This is a genomic window from Nitrospira sp. T9 (assembly GCF_052156535.1).
Classification (GTDB): domain Bacteria; phylum Nitrospirota; class Nitrospiria; order Nitrospirales; family UBA8639; genus Nitrospira_E.
Genome location: NZ_JBQKUP010000034.1, coordinates 336538 through 363220 on the forward strand (window position 1 = coordinate 336538; position 26683 = coordinate 363220).

At 47.6% G+C, this 26683-nt stretch carries 22 protein-coding genes and 1 pseudogene; 7 read left to right on the top strand and 16 right to left on the bottom strand.

What is annotated here, in order from left to right; all coding sequences use genetic code 11:
• Positions 1-26: 26 nt before the first annotated feature.
• From ACTRXD_RS10105 to metK, 7 genes are all read right to left on the bottom strand, one after another.
• Positions 27-275 carry a hypothetical protein gene (locus ACTRXD_RS10105; protein ID WP_442431682.1) on the bottom strand — a complete coding sequence of 83 codons (249 nt, stop codon included), beginning with the start codon at positions 273-275 and terminating at the stop codon, positions 27-29.
• A gap of 5 nt (positions 276-280) precedes the next feature.
• Positions 281-1771 (bottom strand): argininosuccinate lyase, encoded by a 1491-nt coding sequence (gene argH / locus ACTRXD_RS10110; protein ID WP_442431683.1) that lies wholly within the window; start codon positions 1769-1771, stop codon positions 281-283.
• A 5-nt stretch (positions 1772-1776) separates the two neighbouring features.
• Positions 1777-2706 (bottom strand): ornithine carbamoyltransferase, encoded by a 930-nt coding sequence (gene argF, locus ACTRXD_RS10115; protein WP_442431684.1) that lies wholly within the window; start codon positions 2704-2706, stop codon positions 1777-1779.
• Positions 2707-2775: 69 nt separating this feature from the next.
• On the bottom strand, positions 2776-3969 hold the full coding sequence (locus ACTRXD_RS10120) for an aspartate aminotransferase family protein (RefSeq protein WP_442431685.1): 1194 nt from the start codon (positions 3967-3969) through the stop codon (positions 2776-2778).
• 162 nt (positions 3970-4131) lie between these two features.
• Entirely contained in the window at positions 4132-4992 is an 861-nt protein-coding gene (locus ACTRXD_RS10125; protein ID WP_442431686.1) for an acyl-CoA desaturase, read from the bottom strand.
• A 445-nt stretch (positions 4993-5437) separates the two neighbouring features.
• A complete protein-coding gene (gene ahcY / locus ACTRXD_RS10130) occupies positions 5438-6820 on the bottom strand; it encodes an adenosylhomocysteinase (RefSeq protein WP_442431687.1) in 1383 nt (460 codons plus the stop codon).
• Positions 6821-6918: 98 nt separating this feature from the next.
• Complete coding sequence (gene metK / locus ACTRXD_RS10135) at positions 6919-8070, bottom strand: methionine adenosyltransferase (RefSeq protein ID WP_442431688.1); 1152 nt, start codon at positions 8068-8070, stop codon at positions 6919-6921.
• A 757-nt stretch (positions 8071-8827) separates the two neighbouring features.
• Here metK and ACTRXD_RS10140 point away from each other — a divergent pair.
• The 5 genes from ACTRXD_RS10140 (at position 8828) to ACTRXD_RS10160 (ending at position 15161) form a co-directional block, all read left to right on the top strand.
• Positions 8828-10927 (top strand): universal stress protein, encoded by a 2100-nt coding sequence (locus ACTRXD_RS10140; RefSeq protein ID WP_442431689.1) that lies wholly within the window; start codon positions 8828-8830, stop codon positions 10925-10927.
• Positions 10920-12302: a radical SAM protein gene (locus ACTRXD_RS10145; protein ID WP_442431690.1), complete on the top strand. Its 1383-nt coding sequence runs from the start codon at positions 10920-10922 to the stop codon at positions 12300-12302. The genes ACTRXD_RS10140 and ACTRXD_RS10145 overlap by 8 nt, the downstream gene beginning before the upstream one ends.
• Complete coding sequence (locus tag ACTRXD_RS10150) at positions 12302-12829, top strand: hypothetical protein (RefSeq protein ID WP_312742562.1); 528 nt, start codon at positions 12302-12304, stop codon at positions 12827-12829. The genes ACTRXD_RS10145 and ACTRXD_RS10150 overlap by 1 nt, the downstream gene beginning before the upstream one ends.
• A 541-nt stretch (positions 12830-13370) precedes the next feature.
• A complete protein-coding gene (gene der, locus ACTRXD_RS10155; protein WP_442431691.1) occupies positions 13371-14657 on the top strand; it encodes a ribosome biogenesis GTPase Der in 1287 nt (428 codons plus the stop codon).
• Between the two features lie 93 nt (positions 14658-14750).
• Positions 14751-15161 carry a c-type cytochrome gene (locus ACTRXD_RS10160; protein ID WP_442431692.1) on the top strand — a complete coding sequence of 137 codons (411 nt, stop codon included), beginning with the start codon at positions 14751-14753 and terminating at the stop codon, positions 15159-15161.
• On the opposite strand, the gene ACTRXD_RS10165 is transcribed toward ACTRXD_RS10160, so the two are convergent.
• From ACTRXD_RS10165 to ACTRXD_RS10175, 3 genes are all read right to left on the bottom strand, one after another.
• Positions 15158-16561 carry a M20/M25/M40 family metallo-hydrolase gene (locus ACTRXD_RS10165; RefSeq protein WP_442431693.1) on the bottom strand — a complete coding sequence of 468 codons (1404 nt, stop codon included), beginning with the start codon at positions 16559-16561 and terminating at the stop codon, positions 15158-15160. The two genes, ACTRXD_RS10160 and ACTRXD_RS10165, sit on opposite strands and share 4 nt — an antisense overlap.
• 114 nt (positions 16562-16675) lie before the next feature.
• Positions 16676-17806, bottom strand: a complete 1131-nt coding sequence (locus ACTRXD_RS10170; protein WP_442431694.1) for a site-2 protease family protein — start codon at positions 17804-17806, stop codon at positions 16676-16678.
• Positions 17807-17856: 50 nt separating this feature from the next.
• Positions 17857-18708, bottom strand: a complete 852-nt coding sequence (locus ACTRXD_RS10175) for an MBL fold metallo-hydrolase (protein WP_442431695.1) — start codon at positions 18706-18708, stop codon at positions 17857-17859.
• Positions 18709-19003: 295 nt separating this feature from the next.
• Here ACTRXD_RS10175 and ACTRXD_RS10180 point away from each other — a divergent pair, with 295 nt between their 5' ends.
• Both ACTRXD_RS10180 and ACTRXD_RS10185 read left to right on the top strand, forming a co-directional pair.
• Complete coding sequence (locus ACTRXD_RS10180) at positions 19004-19348, top strand: TRL domain-containing protein (protein ID WP_442431696.1); 345 nt, start codon at positions 19004-19006, stop codon at positions 19346-19348.
• Positions 19349-19471: 123 nt separating this feature from the next.
• On the top strand, positions 19472-20104 hold the full coding sequence (locus ACTRXD_RS10185) for a hypothetical protein (protein ID WP_442431697.1): 633 nt from the start codon (positions 19472-19474) through the stop codon (positions 20102-20104).
• A 124-nt stretch (positions 20105-20228) separates the two neighbouring features.
• On the opposite strand, the gene ACTRXD_RS10190 is transcribed toward ACTRXD_RS10185, so the two are convergent.
• The 6 genes and pseudogenes from ACTRXD_RS10190 to ACTRXD_RS10215 form a co-directional block, all read right to left on the bottom strand.
• Positions 20229-22133 carry an Lnb N-terminal periplasmic domain-containing protein gene (locus ACTRXD_RS10190; protein WP_442431698.1) on the bottom strand — a complete coding sequence of 635 codons (1905 nt, stop codon included), beginning with the start codon at positions 22131-22133 and terminating at the stop codon, positions 20229-20231.
• Between the two features lie 59 nt (positions 22134-22192).
• Positions 22193-22711 carry a DUF3015 domain-containing protein gene (locus ACTRXD_RS10195; protein WP_442431699.1) on the bottom strand — a complete coding sequence of 173 codons (519 nt, stop codon included), beginning with the start codon at positions 22709-22711 and terminating at the stop codon, positions 22193-22195.
• A 167-nt stretch (positions 22712-22878) separates the two neighbouring features.
• The gene (locus tag ACTRXD_RS10200) at positions 22879-23973 is read right to left on the bottom strand and encodes a methyltransferase domain-containing protein (RefSeq protein ID WP_442431700.1); all 1095 of its coding nucleotides are present in this window, start codon (positions 23971-23973) and stop codon (positions 22879-22881) included.
• A 338-nt stretch (positions 23974-24311) separates the two neighbouring features.
• Positions 24312-24680 (bottom strand): annotated as a pseudogene (locus ACTRXD_RS10205) (putative metalloprotease CJM1_0395 family protein); the annotation flags it as partial.
• An 826-nt stretch (positions 24681-25506) separates the two neighbouring features.
• Complete coding sequence (locus tag ACTRXD_RS10210; RefSeq protein ID WP_442431701.1) at positions 25507-25761, bottom strand: hypothetical protein; 255 nt, start codon at positions 25759-25761, stop codon at positions 25507-25509.
• Positions 25762-26038: 277 nt separating this feature from the next.
• Entirely contained in the window at positions 26039-26407 is a 369-nt protein-coding gene (locus ACTRXD_RS10215) for a response regulator (protein WP_442431702.1), read from the bottom strand.
• Between the last annotated feature and the right edge of the window lie 276 nt (positions 26408-26683).

Below are 26683 nucleotides of genomic sequence, written 5' to 3' on the forward strand. Positions count from 1 at the left end.
GTTCTCCCTGGACAAATCCCTGTGTATTATCGGGTATCGATAGGATACACGGTGGGTAATTCCACTGCCTCTTCCAGTGGTACATTCAGGGGGTCCTGGTCAAAGGCTTCCTCAGTTTTAGCCCGATCTTGCTGTTGCTTGAGTCTCTTGGCTTCAATGCCAACTTTTTCTGGGGGAATGGGAGGGCCCACTGCTCCGCAACCTGAGGAGAAGAAGAGCGCCAGTATGCAAAAAATGAGGAAGTACCTGGAAGTAGTCTTTAAGATTTTCCTCATGCCGCTCACTGTTTTTTCATCGAACGTTTCATTTCGGCCTGTAATGATTTTTTCCAACCCTTGATTTGTTTTGTGACTTGGGCTGTAGCGGTACCACCTACAATGTTTTTACTGTTAATCGCAGCTTCGGGAGTTAAAATTTGAAATGCTTTGGGGTCAAAGGACGAGGAGGCATTCAGTAAATCCTGTTGGGTGAGTTGTCCCAAATCCTTCCCTTTCGCTAAACACTCCCGTACCAGACTTCCCACCACGTGGTGGGATTCACGGAAAGGCATTCCCTTTTTAACCAGATAGTCCGCCAACTCCGTGGCAAGTAGAAAACCCTGAGACACCGCCTCTTTCATAGGCTCAGGTCGTATCGTTAGTTGAGCCAGGAGTTCTGCGTAAATATTAACCGATATCGTCACGGTATCCAATGTGTCAAACAACGGTTCTTTGTCTTCCTGAAGGTCTCGATTGTAACTGAGAGGCAATCCTTTTAAAGTGGTCAGGAGGCTGAACAAATGTCCATAGACCCGACCGGTTTTTCCGCGGATCAGTTCAGGGACGTCTGGGTTTTTTTTCTGTGGCATCATGCTGCTGCCTGTACAAAACCCGTCGGGAAGATCTGTGAAGTGGAATTCTTGTGATGACCATAAAATCAGCTCCTCACTTAAACGAGAGAGGTGCATCATCACGATGGCGCAAGCGCTAAGCACCTCAATGACATAATCTCGGTCAGACACGGCATCCAGGCTATTCTGGGTCACGCGAGGGAAATGTAATAAGGAAGCGGTATAGTGTCGGTCGATCGGGTAATTGTTTCCAGCTAACGCACCGGAACCTAACGGCATGACGTTAATTCGAACCAAGGCATCATGGAGACGCCCTTTGTCCCGCTCAACCATTTCAACATAGGCTAGGGCGTGATGCGAAAAGAGAACGGGCTGAGCCCTCTGTAAATGTGTATAGCCCGGCATCATCACGCCCATATACCGCTCAGCGAGCGTCACGAGGGACTGTTGTAGTACACGAAGATCATTGCTCAGGTGTTGGAGGGTATCCCTGAGGTAGAGTCGAAGATCCAGGGTGACTTGATCATTCCGGCTTCGGCCGGTGTGGAGTTTTCCGCCAACTGGCCCAATGAGCTCAGTCAGCCGCCGTTCAATGCTCATGTGCACATCTTCATCTTCGGTCTTCCATTGATGGCGACCGGCGCGAATGTCCTCCCGAATGGTCACGAGTCCTCGAATAATGGTTTGGCATTCTCGCTGCGGCAAAACCTTGGCCCGTTGTAACGTTTTACAGTGGGCGATGCTGCCTTCAATGTCGTATTCATACAGGCGGCGATCAACGTTGATCGAGGCTGTGAACGTTTCCACTAGTTGATGTGTTTGACCTTGAAATCGCCCTCCCCAGAGCTTTTGATCTCCGGTTTTTTGTGGCGGCTTTGGTTGAGGAGATGCTGAAGAACGGGATCGGGTGTTGAGGGAGGTCGCGCCGGCGCGTTTCTTCATGAAGGCTATCTTCCTAACCATTGAAGCAAAATAGCTTTTTGGATGTGTAGGCGGTTTTCGGCTTGATCCAGAACGACTGATTGTGGGCCGTCCAGCACGTCTTCGGTTATTTCCTCTCCCCGATGGGCCGGCAGGCAATGCATGAGGAGGGCATCGGGTTTTGCCTGCTGCATGAGTCTCCCGTTGACTTGATAGGGCGCCAGAGCTTCCATGCGTGGTTTCTGCTGGTGTTCCTGGCCCATGCTGATCCACACATCTGTATAGATCACATCAGCGTCCGTTGCGGCAATGTTAGGATCATGGGTAATTTCAATTCTGGCACCTGTTTGTTGGCCTTCTTTTTGTGCCGCCTCAACGAGGCGGGGATCAGGTTCATAGCCTTTTGGGCATCCTACGATCACGTGCATGCCGACCTTTGACCCGATCTCGATGAGGGAGTGTGTGATATTGTTTCCGTCTCCAATGTATGCCAGCTTTAAGCCTTTCGCGTGGCCCCTGTGTTCGACAATGGTCAAAAGATCAGCCAATGCCTGGCAGGGATGACAATCGTCCGTTAACCCATTGATGACAGGAATTGAGGTATGTCGGGCCCATTCTTCTAGGGAGGCTTGGTTGAAGGTTCTTACGACGAGTCCATCCAAATATCGCGTGAGAACTTTTGCCGTATCGGCTAAACTTTCTCCACGGCTCAATTGAATTTTTTCGGACGCTAGAAAAATGGCTTGTCCACCAAGTTGATTCATCCCGGCTTCAAACGAAACCCTGGTCCGCGTAGAGGGTTTTTCAAAAATAAGACCCAACGTTTTGCCCTTCAACGGAAAGGTGGTGCGCCCCTGTCTTCGGGCAGCCTTCATCTTTTGAGCAAGAGTAATCAGATGATGAATCGTATCCCTGGGAATATCGGCCACCGTCAGCAAGTCCTTGGGAAGGGCCATCCTCTTCTTGCGCTGTGCGGAAGGGGTGGATTTTCGGGTACGAGAAGGCTGCCTTGGTGACGACATGATTTATCGATGCTTGGAAAGAACGTCAGAGAGGACGGACAGGAGACGATCAATCTGGGCGTTACTGATGATCAAGGGAGGCACAAATCGGAGTACCTTTCCCATAGTGCAGTTGATTATGACCCGTCGCTCAAGGCATTCCAGGACGAGAGGTTTTCCGTCAATGGTTAATTCTAAACCCTGGAGGAGGCCCATGCCGCGGGCCTCATGAATGCAGGAGAATTGTTCTTTCAGGGAGCTAAGTCCTTTGGCTAAATAGCGACCGGCAACCAGCCCTTGTTCAAGTTTTCCGCCTTCAATGAGGAGTTCCAAGACTTTTAAGGCTACCGCGCAGGCTAAAGGGTTGCCTCCGAACGTGGAGGCATGAGTGCCTGGTTCAAATGCCGCTGCGACGTTGTCGGTAGCTAGACAGGCTCCAATGGGGAGACCTCCCCCCAGGCCTTTAGCCAACGTCATAATGTCGGGTTGAATTCCGAACTGCTCATAAGCAAATAACGTCCCCGTACGACCCATCCCGGTTTGTACTTCATCAAAAATCAGAAGAATTTGTTTCTCTGTGCAGAACTCTCGAAGTTCTTTCAGATAGGAAGGATGGGGAACCATGATCCCACCTTCAGCCGGAATGGGTTCTAGCATCACAGCTGCCGTTTGGGGAGTTATATTGGTTTTCAACGCTTCCAGATCATTGAATGGAACATATCGAAATCCAGGAACAAGCGGTCCAAACCCTTCTTGTAATTTTGGCTGGCCGGTTGCAGTGAGACTCGCCAATGTTCGTCCATGAAAGGAATTCACCATGGTCAAAATTTCAAACCGTTCCGGACCAAAGGTGTTGTGTGCATATCTCCTGGCTAACTTTATAGCGGCCTCGTTGGCCTCTGTCCCGCTATTACCAAAGAACACTTTGTCCGCAAAAGACAGTTCCACCAGCTTTTGGGCCAGTCTGGTTTGGGGTTCGGTATAAAACAGGTTGGAGGTATGAATGAGTTGCCGGGCTTGTCGCGTGATGGTCTCCACAAGATCCGGTTGGGCATGGCCTAGGATATTGACGGCAATCCCCGCGAGACAATCGAGATATTCCCGGCCTTCTGCATCATACACCAGACATCCATTTCCTCGAACAAGAGAAATGGGTAGGCGGGTATAGGTATTCATCAGAAATCTACCCGTATTTTGTTGAAGTTCACTTGTAATCATATTGTCAAAAACCCGCGTGAATGCAGGCGAATTTATCACACGACTTCTTATGTGCGCAATAATGAGATGTGTGAGAGATTGGCCAGCAAACAAAAAGCAGGTGAGGAGGCTCCGTCCGAGAGTCCAATCCAGGCCGGAGGAGCCTCTAAATGCTAAATGTCGTTACGGCTGGTTAGGAGCCTGGCGACGAAGATCATAGGCTAAGCCTAATTTGCTCAACGTCCATATAAGCCATTTGGATGGATCAAAATTATACCAGCGAACTCCATTTCGATAGTCACTTTGATACATATGATGATAGTTGTGATATCCCTCTCCAAATGTGAGTAATGATATCCACCAACTATCTCGGCTCGAATCAGATGTTCCATGGGGTTGATCACCCCAGATATGGCAAATGGAATTAATGAAGAATGTTGAATTTAGGACAAAGAAGGTACGTGCGAGCCCAGCTAGGAGGAAGCACCCGACACCCCCAATCCACCCATTGTACAAAAGCCCCACGACGAACGGGAGCACAAGTCCAGACAAAAGAATGGGAAGGTAATATTTGTCTTGCCACAAAATCAGAGGATCCTGCAAAAGCCGGGTGGCATATTTGGGATCACGATTGGGATCTTTCCAGAAAATCCAGCCACAATGACTGTGCCAAAAACCCAGGGTGGCGTTATAGGGATCTTCTTTCTGGTCGCACCGGGCATGGTGTCTAATATGGTCGCTGGCCCATCGTAGTGCTGAGTTTTCTAACGCCATACCGCCTGCGATTAAGAAAATGGCTTTGATCCAGTTTGGGCACTTAAAGCTCCTATGGGTAATTAACCGGTGATAGCCTACAGTAATGCCTAATCCGGTAAATAGGTAAAGCATGACAAACATGGTCCAGTCTACCCAGGAGAAATCGTAAAAGTAGGCATACAATGGGAGCCCGACGATTGTGGTCAAGACAATTGCCCCAAACAGAATCATTGTGGGGTAGTCTCGTTGCGGAGTTCCGGCTAAGGAGGGGTCTAACGTTCGTGACATAGCTGTCTAAGTCCTCTTATATCTCTAGTCACCTAAGAACATGTTCCCCATGCCTGGATGGGAAATTCAACGGTGATAGATTTGTTAGTGAAATAAAACCTTAGGATTGAAATCTCTTTTACATATACGAAAGTGGGTTGTTGAAACCGACTAACACGGGATTTGATTTTCCCGTGTAAAAGAGTGGTTTGAGAGATTAATGTACCAATTTAGTTGGGAAGAGGCAATACTATAGCAGCAATCAATCTTGATACCATTCATATGAATAGGATACCAGATTGTTTGAAGAAAGCTAGGGGCCCTGTCAAGCCAAGGCCCCCTCAATGCTAATGTCTGTGGTAATTTTTGAATTCGCAATCAATTTTGTAGAAACACTATCACCATTTGTTATGTTCCCTGTGAAGAGGTCACTGGGAAAAATATCAAAACTACCATAAGGTAAATGTTAGTACTTGTAGCTGTCCTCTTTAAACGGTCCGTTGACTGGTACGTGAATATAATCAGCCTGTGTTTGAGTGAGTTTAGTGATAACCCCTCCAAAACCTCGAACCATATGGGCTGCCACTTCTTCGTCGAGATGTTTCGGTAAAACCTGCACCGTAATTGGTCCACCTTTCTGGTCGGCGAATTTCCGCTCGTAGAGGTAAATTTGAGCGAGGACTTGATTGGCGAATGAACCATCCATAACTCGGGATGGATGCCCGGTCCCATTTCCCAAATTCACCAAGCGCCCTTCGGACAGCAAAATGAGGTGATCATTGTTGGCTTTGTCACGATAGACCGTATGCACCTGAGGCTTTACTTCCTCCCATTTCCAGTTCTTACGCATGAAGGCAGTATCGATTTCATTGTCGAAGTGTCCGATATTGCAAACGACCGCCCCAGATTTCAAGGATTGCAGGATGGCTGAATCGCAGACATTCAAGTTGCCGGTAGCTGTGACGACGATATCGGTGTTTTGGAGAAGGTCAGAGTTGGTGTCTTCGACCTTGCCTGTATTGATCCCACTTCTATAGGGAGAGACCACTTCGTACCCATCCATGCATGCTTGCATGGCACAAATGGGATCAATCTCTGAAATTTTGACAATCATGCCTTCCTGGCGAAGCGATTGAGCCGAGCCCTTTCCGACGTCGCCGTACCCGATTACGAGGGCCTTTTTCCCTGACAGGAGGTGATCAGTCGCACGTTTGATCGCGTCATTCAAGCTGTGTCGGCACCCATACTTGTTATCATTTTTTGATTTGGTGATCGAATCATTCACATTAATGGCAGGAACTTTTAGCGTGCCATTTTTTAACATTTCCTGTAAGCGATGGACCCCGGTGGTTGTTTCTTCAGTAATTCCATGAATACGGTTTAACATGGCTGGAAATTTTTGGTGGAGCATCATCGTCAAGTCCCCACCGTCATCAAGAACCATATTGGCATCCCACGGTTGGCCATCTTTTAAAATGGTTTGTTCCAGGCACCACTCATATTCTTCTTCCGTTTCACCCTTCCAGGCAAATACAGGAATTCCCTTTGCGGCGATGGCAGCGGCGGCATGATCCTGTGTTGAAAAGATATTACAGGAAGACCAGCGAACTTCAGCTCCTAGTTCGATGAGCGTTTCAATTAACACCCCGGTCTGAATAGTCATGTGAATGCAGCCAAGAATTTTGGCCCCTTTTAATGGTTGGGAGTCATGATATTTCTCTCGAAGGGCCATCAATGCCGGCATTTCTGTTTCGGCAATGCATAATTCTTTTCGTCCCCAATCGGCCAGACGGATATCCGCAACTTTATAGTCAGTTGCGGCGGCTTTAGTCATAGTTGCGGTGCTCATAGAAATTTCTTCCCCTTCTCAGGATGAATGATTGAAGATGCTGGACACAAGAAGGGGGACTTAAATCCCCCTTACTCAAAAGGCGAAGCGCTTAAAAGTTATAGGCCTGCACCTTTTCTGAGTGCATTCGCTATGTCGGTTTTTTCCCAGGTGAAACCTGGTTCGTTTCGCCCAAAATGTCCGTATGCTGCAGTTCTTTTGTAAATCGGGCGGCGCAACTTGAGATGCTCGATGATACCTCTGGGAGTCAACGGAAAGTGTTTGATGATGAGCTTTTCGATCTGCTCAACTGACGCTTTTTCTGTGCCCTTGGTATCAACCAAAACAGAAACTGGTTCTGCAACCCCGATGGCATAGGCCAATTGCACTTCACATTTTTCTGCCAATTGGGCGGCAACGACATTTTTAGCAATATATCGCGCCATGTATGAGGCTGATCGGTCTACCTTGCTGGGGTCTTTTCCGGAAAAAGCTCCTCCTCCGTGACTGCCAACCCCGCCATAAGTGTCTACGATGATTTTTCGTCCAGTCAGTCCGGTGTCTCCCATGGGGCCACCAGTGACAAATCGTCCAGTGGGATTTATGTGGAATTTGATATTTTTTGGATTGAAAAATTTCTTAGGCATGACGGGAATAATGACTTTTTCCATCACATCTTTTTCGATTTTCTTTGAGGTGACCGCATCGCTGTGTTGGGTGGAAAGGACGATGGTGTCAATGCGAATGGGTTTTCCGTTTTTATATTCGACCGTCACCTGTGACTTTCCGTCAGGCCGAACCCAGGGGAGAATATTCTTTTTTCGAACTTCTGCCAGTTTTCTGGTTAAACGGTGTGCCAGGATTATGGGCATTGGCATGAGTTCAGGGGTCTCATTCGAGGCATATCCGAACATTAACCCTTGATCGCCAGCGCCACCTGAATCCACACCCATGGCAATGTCGCCCGATTGGTTATGAATGGCGGTCAACACCGAGCAGGTACTGTAATCAAATCCCCATGTCGCATCGGTATACCCCACCTCACGAATCGTCTCACGAATAATCTCAGGAATTTCTACATACGCCCTGGTGGAAATTTCTCCGGCCACAAAGGCGATTCCTGTAGTCAGAATGGTTTCACAGGCCACCCTGCAGTTCTTGTCTTTTGCAATGATTGCGTCAAGTATACCGTCGGAAATCTGATCGGCAATCTTATCCGGATGCCCTTCCGTAACCGATTCGGAAGTAAAGAGAAAATTGGTTTGTCTCATCAAGAGTTCCCCCTAACCAATTGCTTGAGCCCACATGCCCAGAACGATATGGTCTCAGTTGGTGAATAAAGCAAAGCGCAAAACACTTAATTTAGCGCAATTAAACCCCTATCCGCAATTTTTGGGTTGGCTAGGACCGAAAAACTTGAGGCTTTCCTGGTTTCGTCCTTTGTTTTCGGCTAAAGATCAGTAAAACATAAAATTTCTCTAATGCAAAGTTCTCGTAAAGATTAAAAAAGGGTGATGGCCTTAATGAATGGCTTTCCCCATTTCGATTGATTTGCCTGGGTCTCAAGCCGTATGTGACTCTATGGGTAGGTTGCAGCATTAGCTGCCATCTTTGGCAATTCGAGGCTCCTTTTTCGGATGATTAAGTCCTGCGTCGCTTCTAAAAAAAAGGAGAATAAAATTGGGGTTCGTTTAGTGAAAGCTTGGTAACCGCAATGACTTGTCCATGGGTAACCTAAGGGCTAGGCACAATAAATGGTGAGGGTTTTGACGTGCTTTCCATGAATTCGTAGTGGACTGGAAAAATGCTAACATGATTCATTCAATGCATATGATAAATATAGGATTTTTTATATTTTACTCATGTCAAGGTAGAAATGGTCATTGGGTTGCGTACCTAGATTTCCCAGTGGTAAGATCCGCTCTTATTTCATGTGAAAAAACATCTGTTTATAAAAATTTCCCGGCGATGGAGACGAGGGTTTGGTGCCGCTTTTTTTTTGGCGGAAATCTGTAAGGAGGCTTGTTGATGTACAAGACAATATATGTCCCGGTTGATAATTCAGACCATTCGAATATGGCTGTGGAGCTGGGAGTGCAGTTCGCGAAAATTTTCGGATCGAAAATTGTGGGAAGCCATGTATATGCGGCCAAGATGCATGATAAGCGATTTAAACAAATGGAGGCAGGTCTTCCTGAGGAATATCACGACGAAAAAGAGTTGGATCGCCAGCGCCAAATCCATGATTCCCTTATCACCAGAGGCTTGCAAATAATCACAGATTCGTATTTGGATTTTGTCGACCAGAAATGCGCGGAAGCAAACATACCTCTGGAGCGACGTTCACTGGAGGGGCGAAACTGGAAAGCAATCGCGGAAGATATCACCAAAAATGGATATGACTTGACCATTATGGGAGCTTTGGGAGTCGGTGCGGTGAAGGACTCTGTGATCGGGAGCAACACGGAACGTGTGATCCGTCGGATTCGTAATTCGGACATGTTTATTGTGAAAGATACCAAACCCATGAATGGTGGGAAAATTGTAGTAGCTGTGGATGGGAGCCATTACTCCTTTGGCGGTCTGAAGACCGCGCTCGCCTTGGGAAAGGCTCTTAATAAGCCGGTAGAAGCGATATCAGCATTCGATCCCTATTTTCATTATGCGGCGTTTCACAGTATTTCCGGTGTCCTGAATGAAGAGGCTGGGAAGGTGTTTCGATTTAAGGAGCAGGAAAAGCTTCACGAGGAAGTCATCGACAGCGGACTCGCGAAAATTTACCAGTCTCATCTGGATGTCTCTCGCGATGTTGCACAGGATGAGGGGGAGGATATTAAGACCACTCTGCTTGACGGCAAGGCGTTTGAGAAAATTATTCAGTACGTTCGAAAAGAGCAGCCCTGGCTGCTTATCGTTGGACGGATTGGGGTGCATAGCGATGATGATATGGATATTGGCAGCAATGCCGAAAATCTTTTGCGTTCAGCTCCTTGTAATATATTAATATCCAATAAGAAGTTTGTTCCTCCGATAGACACACAGGCCGAATACACAATTGCCTGGACGGAAGAAGCCCTAAGACGGATGGAGAAGATACCGGTCTTTGCGCGGGGAGTGGCCAAGACTGCGATACATCGATATGCCATCGAAAAGGGTCATACCATCATCAGTAATTCAGTCATTGATGATGCGGTTGGGGATATTTTACCCAAGGGTGCGATGGACGCTATGAAAACGCTAGGTGGTACTCTCGATGCGGCCGGAGTCGATCGGAATACTATGCAGGCAGGCAATGAAGTTGCGCAGGACTTAATGGGCTCAACATTGAGCGGTATGATGTCCCAGGTGGTGGAGGAAATACCGGCAGAGGTTTCTGAGCCTATGAGCGCAGGAAATAAATCCTATCTGGCTCGAATGTCGAGAGACTATTACGTCTGTGGTGGCTGTGGATATATTGGGAAAGGTGACCATCCGGTGATGTGTCCTGTTTGTGGTTTAGATGGAGCGCAATTTAAACAAGTCGATAAATCTATTTTTGATGCGGCTGCCAAAGCCGAAGGTGGCTTGGAAACACAAGTGGCATATGACGATATCCCTATGCAGTGGACGAAAGATGCTCGTGAAGCAATTCGAGCCGTTCCCGCTGGGTTCCAACGCCGACGGGCAAAAGCAAAAATCGAAAAAACCGCCAGGAAACTTGGAATGACCACCATTACCTTGGAATATTCAGGCGAGATGATTCAGGAAGCGGCAAGCGAAGACTACACACCAATTTTCGCCAATAAAACGGCTGGGGAGACGGCAACTATGGTCTCTGAATCTAATAATGATAAAACTGGCGACACTAATGGAGCCGACCCATACATATGGGAGCCGGATGCTCTCCAACGATTAGAAAGAGCTCCTGCTGGATTTATGCGGGATTGTACTAAAGCGTTAATTATAAAGCATGCTGAAAAAATTGGTACCACAACTATAACTCTGGATGTAGCGAACCAGGGCATTGAGCAGGCTAAAACCACTATGGAAGAAGCCATGAAAACAGGAAACGTCAAGGACATCGTGGCCAAGTTAACCGGCGCGGGGGCTCCCTCTGAGGCCCAATCCGGAGCCAGCCACAATGGGTAAGTCACTCCCTGTCATCAGTTCATTCTTCAATACGCTGAGTTCGTTAGGGTCCAGCGCAGTGACAAAGTTTGAAAATTTTCGTCCAGAGTCAGGGGGGCCTGGAGACGGCCGAACTGTGGATGATTTTAAGCCCTACCTGGTGGCTCTCAATTTAACCAAGCGATGCAATCTCAAGTGCGAACATTGTTACCTGGATGCCACGACAAAAATGGGCGGTGGGCATGATGAATTGACGACAGAAGAATGTTTCCGTCTTATTGATCAGATTGCCCAAGTCAATGCCGGAAGCCTTCTTGTAATTACCGGAGGCGAGCCGTTGGTTCGTCCCGATATTCTTGAAATCGCGCGTCATGCCGTTGAACAACGATTTATGGTCGTATTCGGCACGAACGGAATGCTGATTGACGACAAAATGGCCAAAGCCATGGTAGATATTGGTGTGATGGGCGTAGGAATTAGTATTGATTCCCTGGATTCAGCAACACACAATGCGTTTAGAGGTTTACCTGGTGCATGGGAAGGGGCTATGGCTGGTATTGAAGCCTGCAAACGAAATGGCCTTCAATTCCAAGTACATTTCAGTGCACAGCCCATGAACTACAAGGAATTGCCAGCCGTCATCGATTGGTCGCACGATTTGGGGGCCAAAGTCTTAAATGTCTTTTTCATGGTGTGCACAGGACGAGGTGAAGAGCTCACCGACATCACTCCTTCGCAGTATGAAGAGGTCTTGAGCTATTTGGTGGAGAGCCAAGATAAATACCAGGACATGTTGGTTCGAGCGCGTTGTGCACCACATTTTAAACGCCTGGCCTATGAAAAGGACCCAAATTCTCCCATCACCAAGGCCCAAGGCTACATGGGAGGAGGATGTCTGGCAGGGACTAATTATGCGCGGGTGACGCCAAACGGTGACCTCACGCCCTGCCCATATATGCCCTTGTCCGCAGGAAACATCCGCCAGACCAGCTTTGTCGATTTATGGGAAAATTCGGAAGTTTTCAATGCATTTCGTTATCCACACCTTAAGGGCAAATGTGGAGATTGCGAATACAGTGAAATTTGCGGAGGGTGTCGTGCTCGTCCCTACGTGGACCACGGGGATGCGATGGATGAGGACGAATGGTGTTTATACACTCCCAAAGGGGGAGAGAAAATAAAAGTGGCTTTCAATGTGCCGGAAGTCTCGTCTGTGGAATGGGAAGCTGCTGCGGAAGAACGGCTCAGTCGCATCCCCTATTTTTTACGGGCCATGGTTAAAAAAGGCGTCGAGCGTCATGCTGTAGAACAAGGCCTTTCAACCGTGACGATTGAATTAATGGAAGAACTTCGGAAGCGTCGGTTCGGGAATGAAAAACCTGTGTTTAAGTTCTAATGGAATCCCTCCTCGGAGTTCTCACCGACCTTAATCAGATTATTCCCATCCTGGTGCATTGGCTGCACCTCCTGTCTGCCGTGGTGTGGATTGGGGGGTTGGCCTTTCTTGTGATGGCTGTGACGCCAAGTCTTAAAACCGCTGTCCCAAAACAATTTATCCGACCAATATCTGAAACCTTCTATCGGCAATATAAACGGGTAGTCGGGATTCTTTTGGTGGTCATCCTTTTCACTGGAGGAGTCAATCTCCATTATGTGAGTGAGGGGATGGTTATGCAGTCGGGGGAAAACGTCGCCCATCATGCAAAATACCTCACAGTCTTTTTCATCAAATTGGCGTTGGTGCTGGGAATTCTGACCATTTTTCTGTACACCATCATCTTTAAAAATGAACCTACAGGTGGTGAGACAAGCGAGGAATTGGAAGAGATGGCCGTAGAGCCGGTTCCATTTCAGCGTGTAGCATTGTGGATGGGAGTATTTATCATTCTTTGTGCAGCAGCGATGAAACATCTCCATGTGTAACTCACTGTGTTAATCAATTGTCCCAGCCTTTTCCTCTGCCTCAATCTCTGAGTCCATTCAAAAATTGAATTCACCGGTGTGGATGGCTGGTAGATCACGAAAAATGTCTAACATTTTCGCAGAGCCGTCATAGTTGTTACCCAATTGCTGAATAATTTGCATGGGTTCATTTCCCATAAACCAATCGAACTGCAGGAAAGATTCTCCTCGATAAATTTCCTTGTGGCTGATCTACATTCTGTGTCTAAATAAAGCTTTATCCGCCGGTAGTTGACTGGGGGGCTTTATCCAGGCTATCACTTGACGGGCTCTTTCGATTAATCGTCTTGTTGATCTGGTAGACGACCTGACGTCCAAAAATAAATTTTCCTACCAGTTTGAACACCCTTAGCCGATAATTTGCTGTCCAATGACTCGATTTTCCCGTTCTCGCACACCCCGCTCTCGCATCAGACCATCTCTTGAATCGCCACCATGTCCGTCGGGCTTGCCTGTCGAAGTTTCCCCAGACCCCAAACCCTACAAACCTTTGGTTGCCCTTGTGGGACGACCAAATGTAGGAAAATCCACGCTGTTCAATCGGATTGTCGGTCACCGTACGGCAATTGTCGATGATGTTTCCGGAGTCACTCGGGATAGAAACACCGCAGAGTGCGATTATCAGAATCGGATATTCACGTTAATCGACACCGGTGGACTGGATCTGACCACTGACGATGTCATTGTGGAGCAGATCAAATTTCAAACCCAAGCGGCTATTGAAGAAGCGGATCTCATCATTGCTGTTATGGATGGCCGGGTGGGGTTGTCTCCGTTGGATGCCGATCTCGTTAAGCTGTTGCGACCGGTGAAAAAGCCGGTTTTTCTGGCGATCAATAAGATTGATACTCCTCAGGCTGAACCGCTCTTGGCCGATTTCTACAAATTAGGGATAAAGACGATTTTTCCTATTTCGGCTGAGGGAGGATTAGGGGTGGATGAACTACTGGAAGCCCTTTTGCCCTATCTTCCTCATGCTACGGAGGATGAGGTCCAACAAGAGACCCCAAGAATCGCAGTAGTGGGCCGACCCAATGTGGGGAAATCGACGTTGGTTAATGCCATCCTCGGTGAACGACGTCTCATTGTCAGTGATATTCCAGGAACGACCCGCGATCCGATTGATTCAATGGTCAGTCTTCATGGGCGACGGTATATCTTTACAGATACGGCAGGTCTCCGGCGAAGGGGGCGGATCGAGCGTGGGATTGAAGGCTATAGTGTCGTGCGAGCCATTCGAGCGTTGGGACGATCTGATGTTGCAGTGCTGGTTTTGGATGGGGTAGAAGGAGTCACAGAACAAGATACGAAAATTGCTGGCTTAATCAGTAAGCAAGGGCGAGGTTGTATCATTCTTGTGAATAAATGGGACATGCGGGAAGGGGATCGTGAGGCGTATCCCGCCTACAATCTTGAATTAGCTCGGCGATTTCCCTTTTTTACCTATGTGCCGGTTGTCTTTGGTGCCGCAATTCAACCGGAAACGCTCACGCGCCTTTTTCCTAAAATTGATCAGGTTGTGGCCGATTTTTCCAAACGCATTCAAACCCGTAAGCTGAATCTATTTGTTCAGGAACTCCTGGAAAAAAATCCCATAACGTTGGTCAGAGGGAATCCGAAAAAATCCGTATTTATCACTCAGGTGGCGACCAAACCGCCTACCTTTGCGCTATTTGTCAAATCCGCACCAAAAGTCCCAGCGTCCTACCTCCGTTATCTAGAGAACTCCATCAGGACGGAATATGGTTTTGAGGGAATTCCGCTCCGGATATTGTTGCGCAGTCAGTAGAGAGTTTTTGCAACTGCCACGGATTCCCATCTAAAATATTGGCTGATGGGCGAATTTTTGAATATATGCCATTCACGCAGTACAATTAAAGGCATGAATCGCCTGGTTTGGATGGGTGTCCTGGTTCTACTGAACGGCCTGATCATCTCAGGTTTAGGCGTGTTCTATACGTTAGGGACTTTTGGTGCGCAACCAGGAGGGGAGCAGGGGCGGGACCTCTATCGTATTCATTGTCTGGAATGTCATGGAGCGGAAGGACGGGGGGATGGGCCACGGGCGGCCCTGTTAGCCCCTCGCCCAGGAAATTTAGTTTCCGCAGCCACCTCAGCCAAAACTGATGCAGAACTCCTCGAGATTATTGCTGAGGGAATTCCCCGGACGGCCATGAGTGGCTGGAGTCATCAATTGTCGGCCAATGAGCGGCGCAATATTCTCGCCTATATTCGAACCCTCGTGCATTTTCAAGACCTACCTTCAGCTCAGTTACCTTCTTCCGGACCTTAGCTTGTTATTGGCTTGGATCGGGTTTTGGGTTTTTCTAATCGCATCCGACTCAAGCGATCGAAGTAGTGGACGAAGGCTTGTATCCCCCCTGAAGCTTGTCTCCAATCGAAATATTCATTGGGTGCATGATACCCATGTTCAGGCAGACTGAGACCCATAAACAGAATCGGGACTTTCCAGGCACGTTGTAACACCGCAATGGCCCCGATAGATCCACCTTCCCGTACAAACACTGGTCGGCGTCCAAAGGCCTGGGCTACCGACTCTTGTAATGCCTCCGCATAAGGGCCATCGGAAATTCCACGATAGGGTTCCAGTTCTCCATCATTAATCACCTCAATATCAGGATTGCGAGTACGGAGGTGTTTTTTCAGGAGTCGGAAAATTTTTGAGGGATGTTGGTTGGGAACTAATCGCATACTCACTTTGAGTTCACCCCAGGCCGGCACAACAGTTTTGACGCCTGGGCCCATATGGCCACCTGCTAACCCATGAACTTCAAAGGTGGGAGAGGCCCAGATTCGTTTGAGTAAATCCTGAGGATCGGATGTTCGCAGCGATCGCAGTTGATAGGCTTCTTTAAAAAGCCGAACCTGAAATCCTGATGCCAGAAAGTTTTTCAGTTCGGTTCTGGTGGGCGGGACGACATCATCGTAAAACCCTGGTATTTTCACGCGCCCGGTTTTTGCGTCTAAGCAGGAATAGGCGGCTTCACATAATTCCGCCAAGGGGTTGCGGGCTCCGCCGCCCGTGAGACCTGAATGAATATCGGTTTCCCCTGTGCGAAGCACCAACTTGGCGACTAACAAACCGCGAAGTCCACAGGAGAGAGCCGGGCGATCCTTCGCTACCCAAATCGTATCAGACACCAGAACCGAATCGGACGCAGGGACCGCTTTACGGTTCTGAAGGACCTCTGAAAAATTTGGGCTGGCAATTTCTTCTTCCAATTCCCAGAGGACCCGGATGTTCAGGGGGATGCCGGCTTCTCTGGCAAATTTTGCAGCAAAGAGGGCGGTTAACGCCGGGCCTTTATCGTCTGTCGCTCCACGTCCACAGTACCGATCACCATCTTTATGAAAGGCAAAGGGAGGCTGCCGCCATTCCGGTTCCTGAGCAGGCTGGACGTCTAAATGATTGTAAATGGTCAGGCTGGGGTATTGCCGGCCGGCCATCCATTCTCCGGACACGCTGGGAAAACCACTGGTGTTCACAATAGAGGCCTTGGCTCCAAATTGTTCCAGATACTGAACGGCTAACTCCGCCATCCGGTGCATATCGGGGGCATGTTCAGGGTCTGAGCTCACTGATGGCACTTCCACCATTTGACCAAGGAGGTCTTCAAAGCTGGCGCGGTGATCTTGAATGTAGGTGTGTAATTGGGATTGATAGTCACTCATGAGATCACGATTCCTTTTCGTGGTTGGGCTGGGAATTCCAGCACGGAAACGATGGTGGAGAAAACGGATGATGTTCCGTGAACAACCAGGGCATAGGCAAGGCTAACATGTCTGTCAGCCAACGGAAAACGGCACTGGGGCGAAAGTCACAATGAAAATAGCCAAGGCCGCCCAAGCCACCCATCGGCGGTGTTTGCCCAAAACGATGTCAGGGTCAATGACCGGGGGGTGGCCAATCCCGACAAGGCTGGCCAGGCCAACCCAGAGAATCCATCCAGGCCAACCCGTGAGTCCCAAATAAATAAGTATGGGAATCGTTCCCAAGGCCAGTGAGCGTTGCCGACGGCCTAACACCGCAAATGCCACATGGCCTCCGTCCAATTGACCCAAAGGCAGTAAATTAATTGCGGTGACGAAAAATCCGAACCACGCGGCGAAGGCAATGGGATGGAGTACAATATCGTGCGTAGGTGGAATCGGGCCAAACATGAGCCAGCCAAACCATTGCAGCAGGAGTGGTTCGCCCAACTGTAAGCCGTAGGTTTGTGATCGTGGGACGATATGGGAAAGGGAGAGTCCGATTATAATAGCCACGACTGCTGCGATAAAACCGGCAATGGGACCCGCAACGCCAATATCAAAAAGTGCCCGCCGATTCATAATGGCCGATCGCATGCGAATTACGGCCCCAAAGGTACCGATGAAGTGTGGAGGACCAGGGATGAACAGCGGTAAGGACGCGGGCACACGATGAATGCGGGAGAGGAGGTAATGCCCGAATTCATGGGTAACGAGGATACCTAAAAGGGTTGCGGCAAAGGGGATCCCATTGACTAAAGAGCCAGGATAGCGCATTAAAAAATCCCAGGCCCCATTGACGGGTTTCGTATTCACTTGAAATGCTCCTGCCCAGAGTGTGGTGAATACGGTGAGCCCAAAAAGCAAAATAGGAAGTCCCCATTGAGAAAAAACGCTGGGAGTTGGAGGAGGGAATTCGTCCACCTCCTCTCCAGTTTCGAGTAGTTCAGGTTCAAGTGATTGCCAATGATCCATCCCGCGGGAGGATGTTTCCGTTGTGTGGTCTTGACGTATGTCGTTTGTGGAGATAGGCCTGATTAGAGGCGGAGGAGCAGGTGGGTTGGTCTGGGGCAGTGGATCGGTGGGGGCAATAGGATTCAACAGAGAAGGTGGGGGAGTTGGCTTATTCTCTGAAGGAGTGGAAGGTTCAGGCGATTCGTGATCCATTAACACGTCCTTATTAAATGCCAAGCCAGTAAATGGTCTGACATGCAAGATCAGGCAAATGGATTATGCGCTTGTTCCTCAGTCACTGTGGTGGAGGGACCATGGCCAGGAAACAAGGCGGTGTCTTTTGGTAAGTGTAACAGGGTATGGCGAACGGATTGCAAATGCTGGGGATACAGTGAAAAGGGGTTTGAACGCCCCACCGAACCGGAAAAGAGCGTATCCCCCACAAAACACAGGGTTTGGCCTTTGAGCGATAACAGATAGCAAAATCCTCCAGGGGTATGGCCTGGGGTGGCCAAACATTCAACCGTCAACTCTCCCAGGGCAATCACCTGATGGTTGGCTGGTATTTTTATGGAGGCGTCAGGTGGTCTCCATGGGAGCAGATCGAAATCTCCATTACCCAGATAGACCGGCACTGGCCATCGAGACAGAATCTCTTCCAGCCCTCCCGCATGGTCCGTGTGCCCATGGGTGAGGCAAACCCCGATCAAGGTCAAATCACGCCGGGAGATGCTCGCAAGCATCTGCTTGGCATTGTATCCTGTATCAATCATGATGGCCTGTTTGGTGGCTTGATCAGTTAACAGATAGCCTTTGACCTCATACCCGCCAATGTCGCCTTTAATGGTTTCAACAAGATCGTGTTCAGTCGTCCATTCCGGTTGAGGCTGAGGTAACCATCCGTCCAAAGTCAGGCTTACCAGGGGGCCAACACGCAGGTGTAAGGCCTGGCTAATGCCTTGAATTTCGCCTTTGGTCGGAGGTCGATGGCCTTTCTCAAGGTGTTCCACCTCGGCCTGCTCCATTTTTGCCAATTCCGCAAGGGTCTCAATTCCCAGCCCTTGTCCAAAGCGCGCTTTTTTAATGATATCGCAAAATTCGTCTTCTAAAATCATTTACATGCTCATATGAAATTTGGCCATAAGAATCGGAAGCTCTCCATTCTGCTCACGTCCTTCATCTAAACAAAAAAGTGGGGTCTGTGGAAAGGGGGTGTCCCAGGTTTTGGCCAGTGAGATTCATGGTATAGAAAAATTACTACCTAACGTTCTTGAAGATTGTAGGGAAGAAAGCGCGTTTCTTGGAGGAGCAGCGGATAACGGTTTGTTGACATTATTTTTTGAATACGCTACTTAAGGGTAACAGAATTTTTAGAGAAAGTTTCATATACCATTAACAGAGGAGGTTTTGATGAAACAGTGCGTAAATCTGGTTCTTGTGGGGTTAATGTGTTTCATGCTTGTAGGCTGTATGGGGGCGGCAAGTTTTCAGCAGCCCAATGCGTCATTTGCTGTTGCGGGGATTTACACTGATGTGCAGGGGGGGAGCTTGGTGTTGGATAACGGTGTCGCAGCGGCGAAAACTGGAACAGCTTGTAGCCACCAAATTTTGGGCATTGTGGCGTCCGGAGATACACGAGTTGAGACCGCCATGGCCAATGGAGGAATTTCAAAGCTGGTATATGTGAATACTTCCTACAAAAATATTGTATGGGGAGTGTATACTGAAGTTTGTACGATTGCGAGAGGAAACTAGGTTTCCTAAAAAGAGATTCCCATGTTGGCGGGGAGCACCTGGAAGGTTATTCTGGGTGCTCCCTTTTTTTGCCAAAATGACGGGACCTGGGTTTTTGCCGAGTGCCGATTTGGAACGTTCAGCATGAAAATCGTAGCAGTCCTGATATGCTTGACGCTGCTTTCTGCTCCCTCAAAAGGATATGCATTGGAGAACATAGAGATTTATCTGGCCGGTTACGGGATGGCTACTCAACCCTTAAACCAGGGCCTTTCATTTAAGGGGAATGGTGTTACTGATGAACGAATTCATGGGCATCCTGGGCTTGGAGTGAAGGTTGGATTATTCCCGTCTTCTTTTAAGGGATATCTTGGAGTTGAACTAGAGTCATTTGGACAGAATAACTCCTTGAGATTCCCAATCGAAGAAAATGGTGCAGAAACGGGTAAAGGTAAAAGTGGCCTTGTGACGTATAGCTCGATGGTCAATTTCATCTTTCGGTATCCTGGCCTGTATGCACGGCCATATGCGGGAATAGGAGGGGGGATCTCGAATGGAATCCTTCATGATTCGGATATTCCCGGTAGAAAGGACCGCAATATGGAAACGAGTTTAGCTCCGGGATATCAGTTATTTGGCGGGATTCAGTTGGTAGTTGCCCCGAATTGGTTCGTGTTTGGGGAGTATAAATACAGTGCTGCGAATTACCACTGGGACCAACTCTCTGTGAATTTTCGAAGCGAATATTTTATAGGTGGAATTGGATATATATTTTAATGTGGCGTTCGACTTGTCTCGGCAACTCTCATGATCACGCATCTATAAGGATTAAGGGTATCTGTGTCGTTGTTTGGAGCTGTGGATCCTATGACTTGTGGATGAAAATAATGGCATTCCTGAATCAAAAATATCCATGAAATACACCCAAAATTTCATTGTCCTGTTCATGGTGAGTGAATGTGGCGCGCACGGCGAAATTTTTGGCAAATGTCCATCGTTGGCCAACAGAAATAGGGATGTCATGCGATCGATCTCCAAGGGGGTAATACAAATATCCTGCTGACATGAGCCATTTCCAGTTCGGAGTAATGGTGGCCATCACGCCGCCGGATACTCCTCCCCCCACCCGGTGGTTTTCTTTGTACCCTCCACTGATGTTGGCATCCATCTCCCCAAAGAGAAAAAAGACTTCCCGCTGAAACATCTGAGTTTCCAGAGCTCCACCGATTCCTGCATTGGCATTCCCATTTGAACAGAGGTCGCAACTTGAGGTCTTGACGGTGTCCATTCCAACATTAAATTTCCATGATGGCGAAACGAACAAGGAATCAATGGGGGCCAAGGAGAGGACATTAGCAAAGGTAAAACGTTCCACTCGAAATTGATTTTGTCCGTGATAATGCCTCAGCCGTAAATCCAGTAATTCTATTTGTGCATCCTGGGTGTATCCTGGGTCAGGGTCCAGGAGATCATGATAGGCGCCTCGGAAGTTGATTTCTTCAAATGTATTATTGTTTCTCCATCCGACTCCACCTCCGACTCTGATCGTTTGGTGTCCGTGTTCGGGAGAAAGAGAAAAAGGTTTAACCGGAAAGGGGCCGGATGGGATGGGAATGTGACTGCGTGCCACTAAGATAGATCGATTTTTGGCCTTATAGTCTTCAGCGTTGTCTCGATCGGTGACCCCTTTATAGCGCAAGACGTCTGAAGCGAAATCCAGAAGGAATGTTTTGCGGTTTTGTGGTAATTGAAGAAATTCGGATTGGCTTATTATCTGAGGATCGTGAAGGAGTTTTCGGACCAAGACAGCTTCCTCTTTTGTTAAGGCTTCTCTCTTGCGTTTAAGGAGAGTACTCCGGGCGGGACGATAAGAAATTTTTTGAACCAATTCTTTCTGTCGAGTAAGAAGGCGAATGGTATCGGCAGGAATCGTTGCAAAGTGAAACTGGTCGGTCAGGTGGAGATTGGGATCGGCTACTTCCAGGAGTGAGAGAATGTGGTACGCACAATTTTCTTTAAAGAAGTAATAGTCAAAATAGGCATTCCCTAATTCCCACGCATGCATGAGCAATCTGTAATATTGTTCTTGTGAAAAATTCAAGCGATATTCCCAAATGTCTCTATTCTCAAGATCCCGGTATTCTTTGACCTTCATGTAATAGGGAATGGTCGAAAAGAACCCCTTGTATCCTCCAAATATTCCTTTATATGCGAATTCAATCCCCGCATCCGGCGGGACCTCGGCAGCGTAGTTAATCGTATACGCCAAAATATTCGTTTCTGCGGTTTGGCCTTTTTGATCCACTCGTAAAAATGAATGTCCGAACATGGAGGCCGGGTTATCCATATAGGCCGAAGGAAAAACAAAGGTAATCGAGGCAGGATCCAGTTCTTTAAGCCAACTTACAAAACGTTCACATGGATGTGGAAGAAGCTTAGAGTCCTGAAAATGCAGTTTTTCTTTCAGCCAGTGATATCGGGCAATAAAAGCACATTGTGCCGGCTGTTTGGAGCGCCCAACTAAGGTGTCAGAAAAAAAATATGTCAGTGTGGCATGTAATTCAGCTTCTGGATCGGTTTTCCCATCTGGTGAAAGGAAGAACCCTGGATCATCGACTTCGCTGGTGTGGCCATTAAAAGGGTTTTGTCGGTAGTGGAGTAAACGATGCCAGTAGCGGTCCTGGTAAAGTTTTTCCGTGGTGGCTTGTTGAAGGAGTTCTTGCAGATAGAGGGAGGAGTGGGCTTGGGCCTTGAGCTCAAAAGGAAGTAGCAGAAGTACAAGAAAAAGAAGAAGAATGTTTACCACATGTCAGGAAGGTAAAGAAGAGAGAGGCTCCGGCTTTACCAGCCGGAGCCTGAAATAATTTACTTCGATGTCGTGACTTGAGCTAAAACGGGATGGTCCACCATGGCATCGTGAATGGCTTTTACCACCGCCTTTGGCGAGGTTTCACCCTCCTGAACCAGAGTGGTGTATTTCTCTTGGGTCATGGCAAAGAACGCAGGCTGTTGGGCAACAGGAATACCCATTAGTGTGGCCAATGACGTGAGATGTTCGCCTTCTCCTTGAGCCATTTCTTGAGCCAAATTGTCAAAATTAATAGCTGCAAAGACATTAACTTTTTCTGATGCCCAGACTTGCCCATCATTGGTGCAACCGGAAGTTCCCGAACTAATTCCAAATGTTTGAGATCCAAAGGTGCCGTTGGTTGTGGCCATCATGACCTGAGGAGCAATATTGCTTTTACTGACAGAGGTTTCTTCCCACGCTAATTTCCCTAACCCGCAACCTGGGCCATTGTTTGGCGGACTTCCTAACGCCATGCCCGACATTCCCATGACCAGAAAAAATGTTGACACCAATACCCATGGTTTTTCTGCCATGCTTTCCTCCTAGTTTGGTAGTGAGAGATAAAGGATTAGATTTACAACCCGTGAACATGATTATAACAAAAGAAAGCTTATTAGAAAGCCAAAATTTACACATGCATGTTGATCGCCTATGGTTGGCTGACCGGAGGCACGGGTGGATAGTGTATTTTATTCAGACTTTATGTGGTCGAATATTCCCTGTTTTCTAATGCAGGAGTATTTCGAAAGGCTTGGGCAGGAGAGTGCTTGCTGGTTGTGCATAGAGAAGGAATCTCAGAAGGATGTAGATTCGGAAATTTCTCGAGGAGTTGCTTGAGCGTTCGATGGCCTTCTTGATATCCAGGGTGGATGGTGATGATTTCTTTTATGGTAACCAAAGCTTGTGGGAGTTGTCCGGTCTCGATCAATAATGCTGCCAACCGTAATCTTCCTTCCAGAGTTGCGGGATTCTTATTGATCAGCGTTTGCAGCGTCTGAATTCCCTCCTGATAGTTGCCTGCACATGCGCAATTGTCGGCATAAATGCCATAAAGATGGTTATCCAATTCAGAGACAAAGTGCGGTTGTTCCAATTCGTCCCAGTCCATTGAGACAGTGGAATCTATTGGACCGATTTTTTGTGCCAACCGGAAACGGTGACTATGCGAATCAGACATCTCTGTGAATTCGGGATTGGATGATGGGTGTTCAAGGAAGCCTAAGCCGTTCCGCCGAAGGCTTTCTTCAATTTCCTGATGGGAATAGGACCGTATCCCAATGGTGTCCTCGAGAGGAACATCAAGATAAGGGCCTATGGGAAGTTGAAAGACCAGATAGCCATTAGGAGTCAAGACGCGGTGGATTTCTCCCAGGTAACGTTCAAACACAGGACGGGGCATATGCTGAAATGTGACATAGGAGTACACCAGATCAAAGGAGGAGTGAGGAAATTCTCGAAGATCCACCCCAGAGGTTTCATACGTGTGAACATGGGGATCGTCGGCTAACCACTGTTTGCTCTGGGCAATCATTGCGGAGGAGACATCGACTCCAACTAAATAATCAAAATAGGAGGCGAGAGCTTTGAGGACTCTGCCAATCCCGCATCCGATGTCCAAAACTTTCCACGACCGTAAGGGAGAGACAGGAATGGTTGCCAACAGTGCCTGAGCAGTGTCTTTTCCCGATTGAGCGAATTTTTCTTCTGTGTGGTAATCCTCGGTGGCAATCCAAAATCTTGCATGGTGTTGGGCCCGTTCGTTCCAGTCATGTTTCATTTTTTCCACAATGTTCATACGTCTCCGGATCTCCATCAGTTCGAGATATTGCCCGTGGGCCAATGTTTGTTGTTGTTTCCATATATTCGCGTGTGCTTGGGTATCTTTTTGTATTCCTATTTGGCTCTGCTTTGTTAAGAATAAATCCTCAATGGTTTGTCTTGGAACATACGATTTAGCAAGTCCGTTGCCAGCTTCGTTGGTAAAGGGACCGGCAGCATACTGGGATCACAATTTTCAGGATAGGCTTGTGAAAGGTGTTTTAAGAGAGCGAAGGAGTTTATTCAATGAGGAGAAAACAATGGGCAAGAGATTCTTGGGAGTGGAAAGGTCTGCCCAGCTTTAAGATTTAGTGATTAAATTAATGTACTTATGATCAATATGAGAGGGAAAGGCATTGTTTGGTTTTTCAGAGGGAGAGCTGTCTTCGCTGGTCTTTCGTTGCAGTTTCTGGCGGGCTGCGGTTTCAAGGCAATAGCTGACAAGGCCACCGCCAGATCCCGGACTGAAGGATCGGCTGGTGCTAGGGGTGCCGACTGAATTTGCTGGGCTTTTTGTAGGGTAGCTTGTGGATTACCTGGGACAGGAGAAGTTAGTGTCAATACTGACTTTTCCCCGACAGCATAGAGTATTTCATCAGACTTACTGGAAAGAAAAAAATCGTCCCATTTGGTTAGGACTCCGGCTGATGCTATGTGCGACTGCTCGTGATTTCGGAATTCACTTTGGGTCTGTTGAAAAAAGCCGCCAGCGGCGTTCTCGCCATTTTCCCGTGCTCACGTACTACGCGTACGCTCCGCGCGTAAAAACGGCTGCGGCCTTGCTGGACGGACTTTTTTGAACCGACCCGGAGCCTTTGATGAGTCATCTAATCCTGGGCAAATTTGCCCTTGAACATCTTTATTATTCAACACTCCCTCTTTCGCGACTCTGAGGTTCCACGACATCTTTCTTTTAAATAGAGGGAGTTTCTTATGTTGTTTGTCCTCGTCCGTCAGAATGCCTCTGGAGGCCTATTGGAGAAGAATGGAGTGAGGGTGAAGAGGATATATTTTTGGAAAACCCTGAATTCATCAGCTTCGGACTTTTGGGATTAATAAATTAACGATTTTTTGGCAAATCGGAATGGATAAATCATGGAAGTAGCTCTTCTGAAAGATTCTATGTGGAGGCGGCGCAGAAACGATAAAATCAGAAAAATGGCATGGATAATTTATCCTTGAAACGTTAATCGTGCATCACGTTTTCCTTCATTATCGTTTTCGAAACCGTTATTAGGCCAAAAGCCTTCTCCAACCCATTCATGCTCAGGGTCATGAAGCATGAACGGGTCGAGGCCATTAGCCATCCTTTTAAATTTCACTGGGAAGACAAATGAAATACCTATTGAAATATATCGATTTCAATACAGATTCGTTGGCCCACAAAGTAATAGTTTTGTCGGCATCAATGTCTGGTAGTCGCATTGACTGTCTCAGTCCGCATTATGCTCCCCTGCCAGCAGTTTCTCTCCCGACTGCTTTGTTGTCTTGGGATTGAAAATTTTGATTTTTAACAGTGCCGGCGCAATTGTTTGGTAATTTTCTTTGTGTCCAAAGCAGGCTTGGCAGGCCATAGAGCCAGAGAAGCAAGAAAGATACTTAAAAAGACCAGTAGTAGAAGTGTGGTGGTGGTGTCTGGTCGCTGGATCTGGTCAAAATATAAGGTTTGCGCATTCGCCAGAACTTTGTCTGCAGCAGATACCCCTCCAAAGAGTATCATGGTCATAAGGGAACCGATAATCATTCCTCCGAATATTTTCAGCATGAGAGCACTCCTTTTGTTAAAGAGAAAGTTTAACTGGAATTTTTTCGATTTCTTCGGTCGCTCACTTCCCAATATGGGGAAATGATTTTTGTAGGGTGGTAGTAGATCCATCGCCCTAGTGAAGAGATATCGAGAAAAGGGTTAATGAAGAAATACCGCTTATGGATTAGCAGATGAGCACATAGTAGGAAAAGTTAGAGATACGGAAGTTTTTTTAATACGAGGATTTAAGAGGAGCGCTGTTGAAGGAGAAGACCAGGAGGACAAAGAACAAGACTTATTGGTCCAATGCAAGCTGAACCATGGACAGGAATTGGCTAAAATTGCAAGGTTTATCCAGGATAGCAAAGACTCCTGCCTGACGCGCACGCTGTTTATCCTGGTCGTCGAGATGACCACTAAGTAAAATGACGGGGGTTGGGATGGGATCGTTCGCTTGCAATTTGATTTGATCAATAAAATCCAGGCCTGCCAGAACCGGCATTTGATTGTCGGAGATAATCAGGTCCGCCCGGTTGTTGGACAGCCAAGCGATGGCTTCTGATCCATTACCGACCTCAATGCATTCTAATTTCTGAGATTCCAGGACTAGGCGAAGGGCCTCACGAGCATTGAGATCATCATCTACTAAAAGAACTTTTTTCATGTTCTCGTTCGCTTGTTCTATCGATTTTTAACACATGCACGATTTCCTCTCATTTTAAATGATCAGAACGACACATTGTCCACCCCCCTAAGAGACTAGCCGTTTTTCTTGTTAACGAAAACTCCAGAATTAATCCTCCCCAGGATTTTTAACCAAACTTTTGATTTTTCGTTATTGAGAAGAAAGCGGGATGGCTGTATAACCCTTTGCCTCCAAACACCCTTCTAGGGAATAAACCTCTTTGGTCCTTTGAGTGGTTCCTGTTGAGAACAAAGC

Bases quoted from the DNA above. Each gene is read 5' to 3' on its own strand.
- ACTRXD_RS10165 (WP_442431693.1), bottom strand. From the start codon at position 16,561: ATGAGTGACTATCAATCCCAATTACACACCTACATTCAAGATCACCGC.
- ACTRXD_RS10140 (WP_442431689.1), top strand. From the start codon at position 8,828: ATGTACAAGACAATATATGTCCCGGTTGATAATTCAGACCATTCGAAT.
- argF (WP_442431684.1), bottom strand. From the start codon at position 2,706: ATGGCCCTTCCCAAGGACTTGCTGACGGTGGCCGATATTCCCAGGGAT.
- ACTRXD_RS10170 (WP_442431694.1), bottom strand. From the start codon at position 17,806: ATGGATCACGAATCGCCTGAACCTTCCACTCCTTCAGAGAATAAGCCA.
- ACTRXD_RS10120 (WP_442431685.1), bottom strand. From the start codon at position 3,969: ATGATTACAAGTGAACTTCAACAAAATACGGGTAGATTTCTGATGAAT.
- ACTRXD_RS10145 (WP_442431690.1), top strand. From the start codon at position 10,920: ATGGGTAAGTCACTCCCTGTCATCAGTTCATTCTTCAATACGCTGAGT.
- ACTRXD_RS10195 (WP_442431699.1), bottom strand. From the start codon at position 22,711: ATGGCAGAAAAACCATGGGTATTGGTGTCAACATTTTTTCTGGTCATG.
- ACTRXD_RS10200 (WP_442431700.1), bottom strand. From the start codon at position 23,973: ATGAACATTGTGGAAAAAATGAAACATGACTGGAACGAACGGGCCCAA.
- ACTRXD_RS10175 (WP_442431695.1), bottom strand. From the start codon at position 18,708: ATGATTTTAGAAGACGAATTTTGCGATATCATTAAAAAAGCGCGCTTT.
- ACTRXD_RS10185 (WP_442431697.1), top strand. From the start codon at position 19,472: ATGAAAATCGTAGCAGTCCTGATATGCTTGACGCTGCTTTCTGCTCCC.
- argH (WP_442431683.1), bottom strand. From the start codon at position 1,771: ATGAAGAAACGCGCCGGCGCGACCTCCCTCAACACCCGATCCCGTTCT.
- ACTRXD_RS10210 (WP_442431701.1), bottom strand. From the start codon at position 25,761: ATGCTGAAAATATTCGGAGGAATGATTATCGGTTCCCTTATGACCATG.
- ACTRXD_RS10150 (WP_312742562.1), top strand. From the start codon at position 12,302: ATGGAATCCCTCCTCGGAGTTCTCACCGACCTTAATCAGATTATTCCC.
- ACTRXD_RS10215 (WP_442431702.1), bottom strand. From the start codon at position 26,407: ATGAAAAAAGTTCTTTTAGTAGATGATGATCTCAATGCTCGTGAGGCC.
- ACTRXD_RS10160 (WP_442431692.1), top strand. From the start codon at position 14,751: ATGAATCGCCTGGTTTGGATGGGTGTCCTGGTTCTACTGAACGGCCTG.
- ahcY (WP_442431687.1), bottom strand. From the start codon at position 6,820: ATGAGCACCGCAACTATGACTAAAGCCGCCGCAACTGACTATAAAGTT.
- ACTRXD_RS10105 (WP_442431682.1), bottom strand. From the start codon at position 275: ATGAGGAAAATCTTAAAGACTACTTCCAGGTACTTCCTCATTTTTTGC.
- ACTRXD_RS10125 (WP_442431686.1), bottom strand. From the start codon at position 4,992: ATGTCACGAACGTTAGACCCCTCCTTAGCCGGAACTCCGCAACGAGAC.
- ACTRXD_RS10180 (WP_442431696.1), top strand. From the start codon at position 19,004: ATGAAACAGTGCGTAAATCTGGTTCTTGTGGGGTTAATGTGTTTCATG.
- metK (WP_442431688.1), bottom strand. From the start codon at position 8,070: ATGAGACAAACCAATTTTCTCTTTACTTCCGAATCGGTTACGGAAGGG.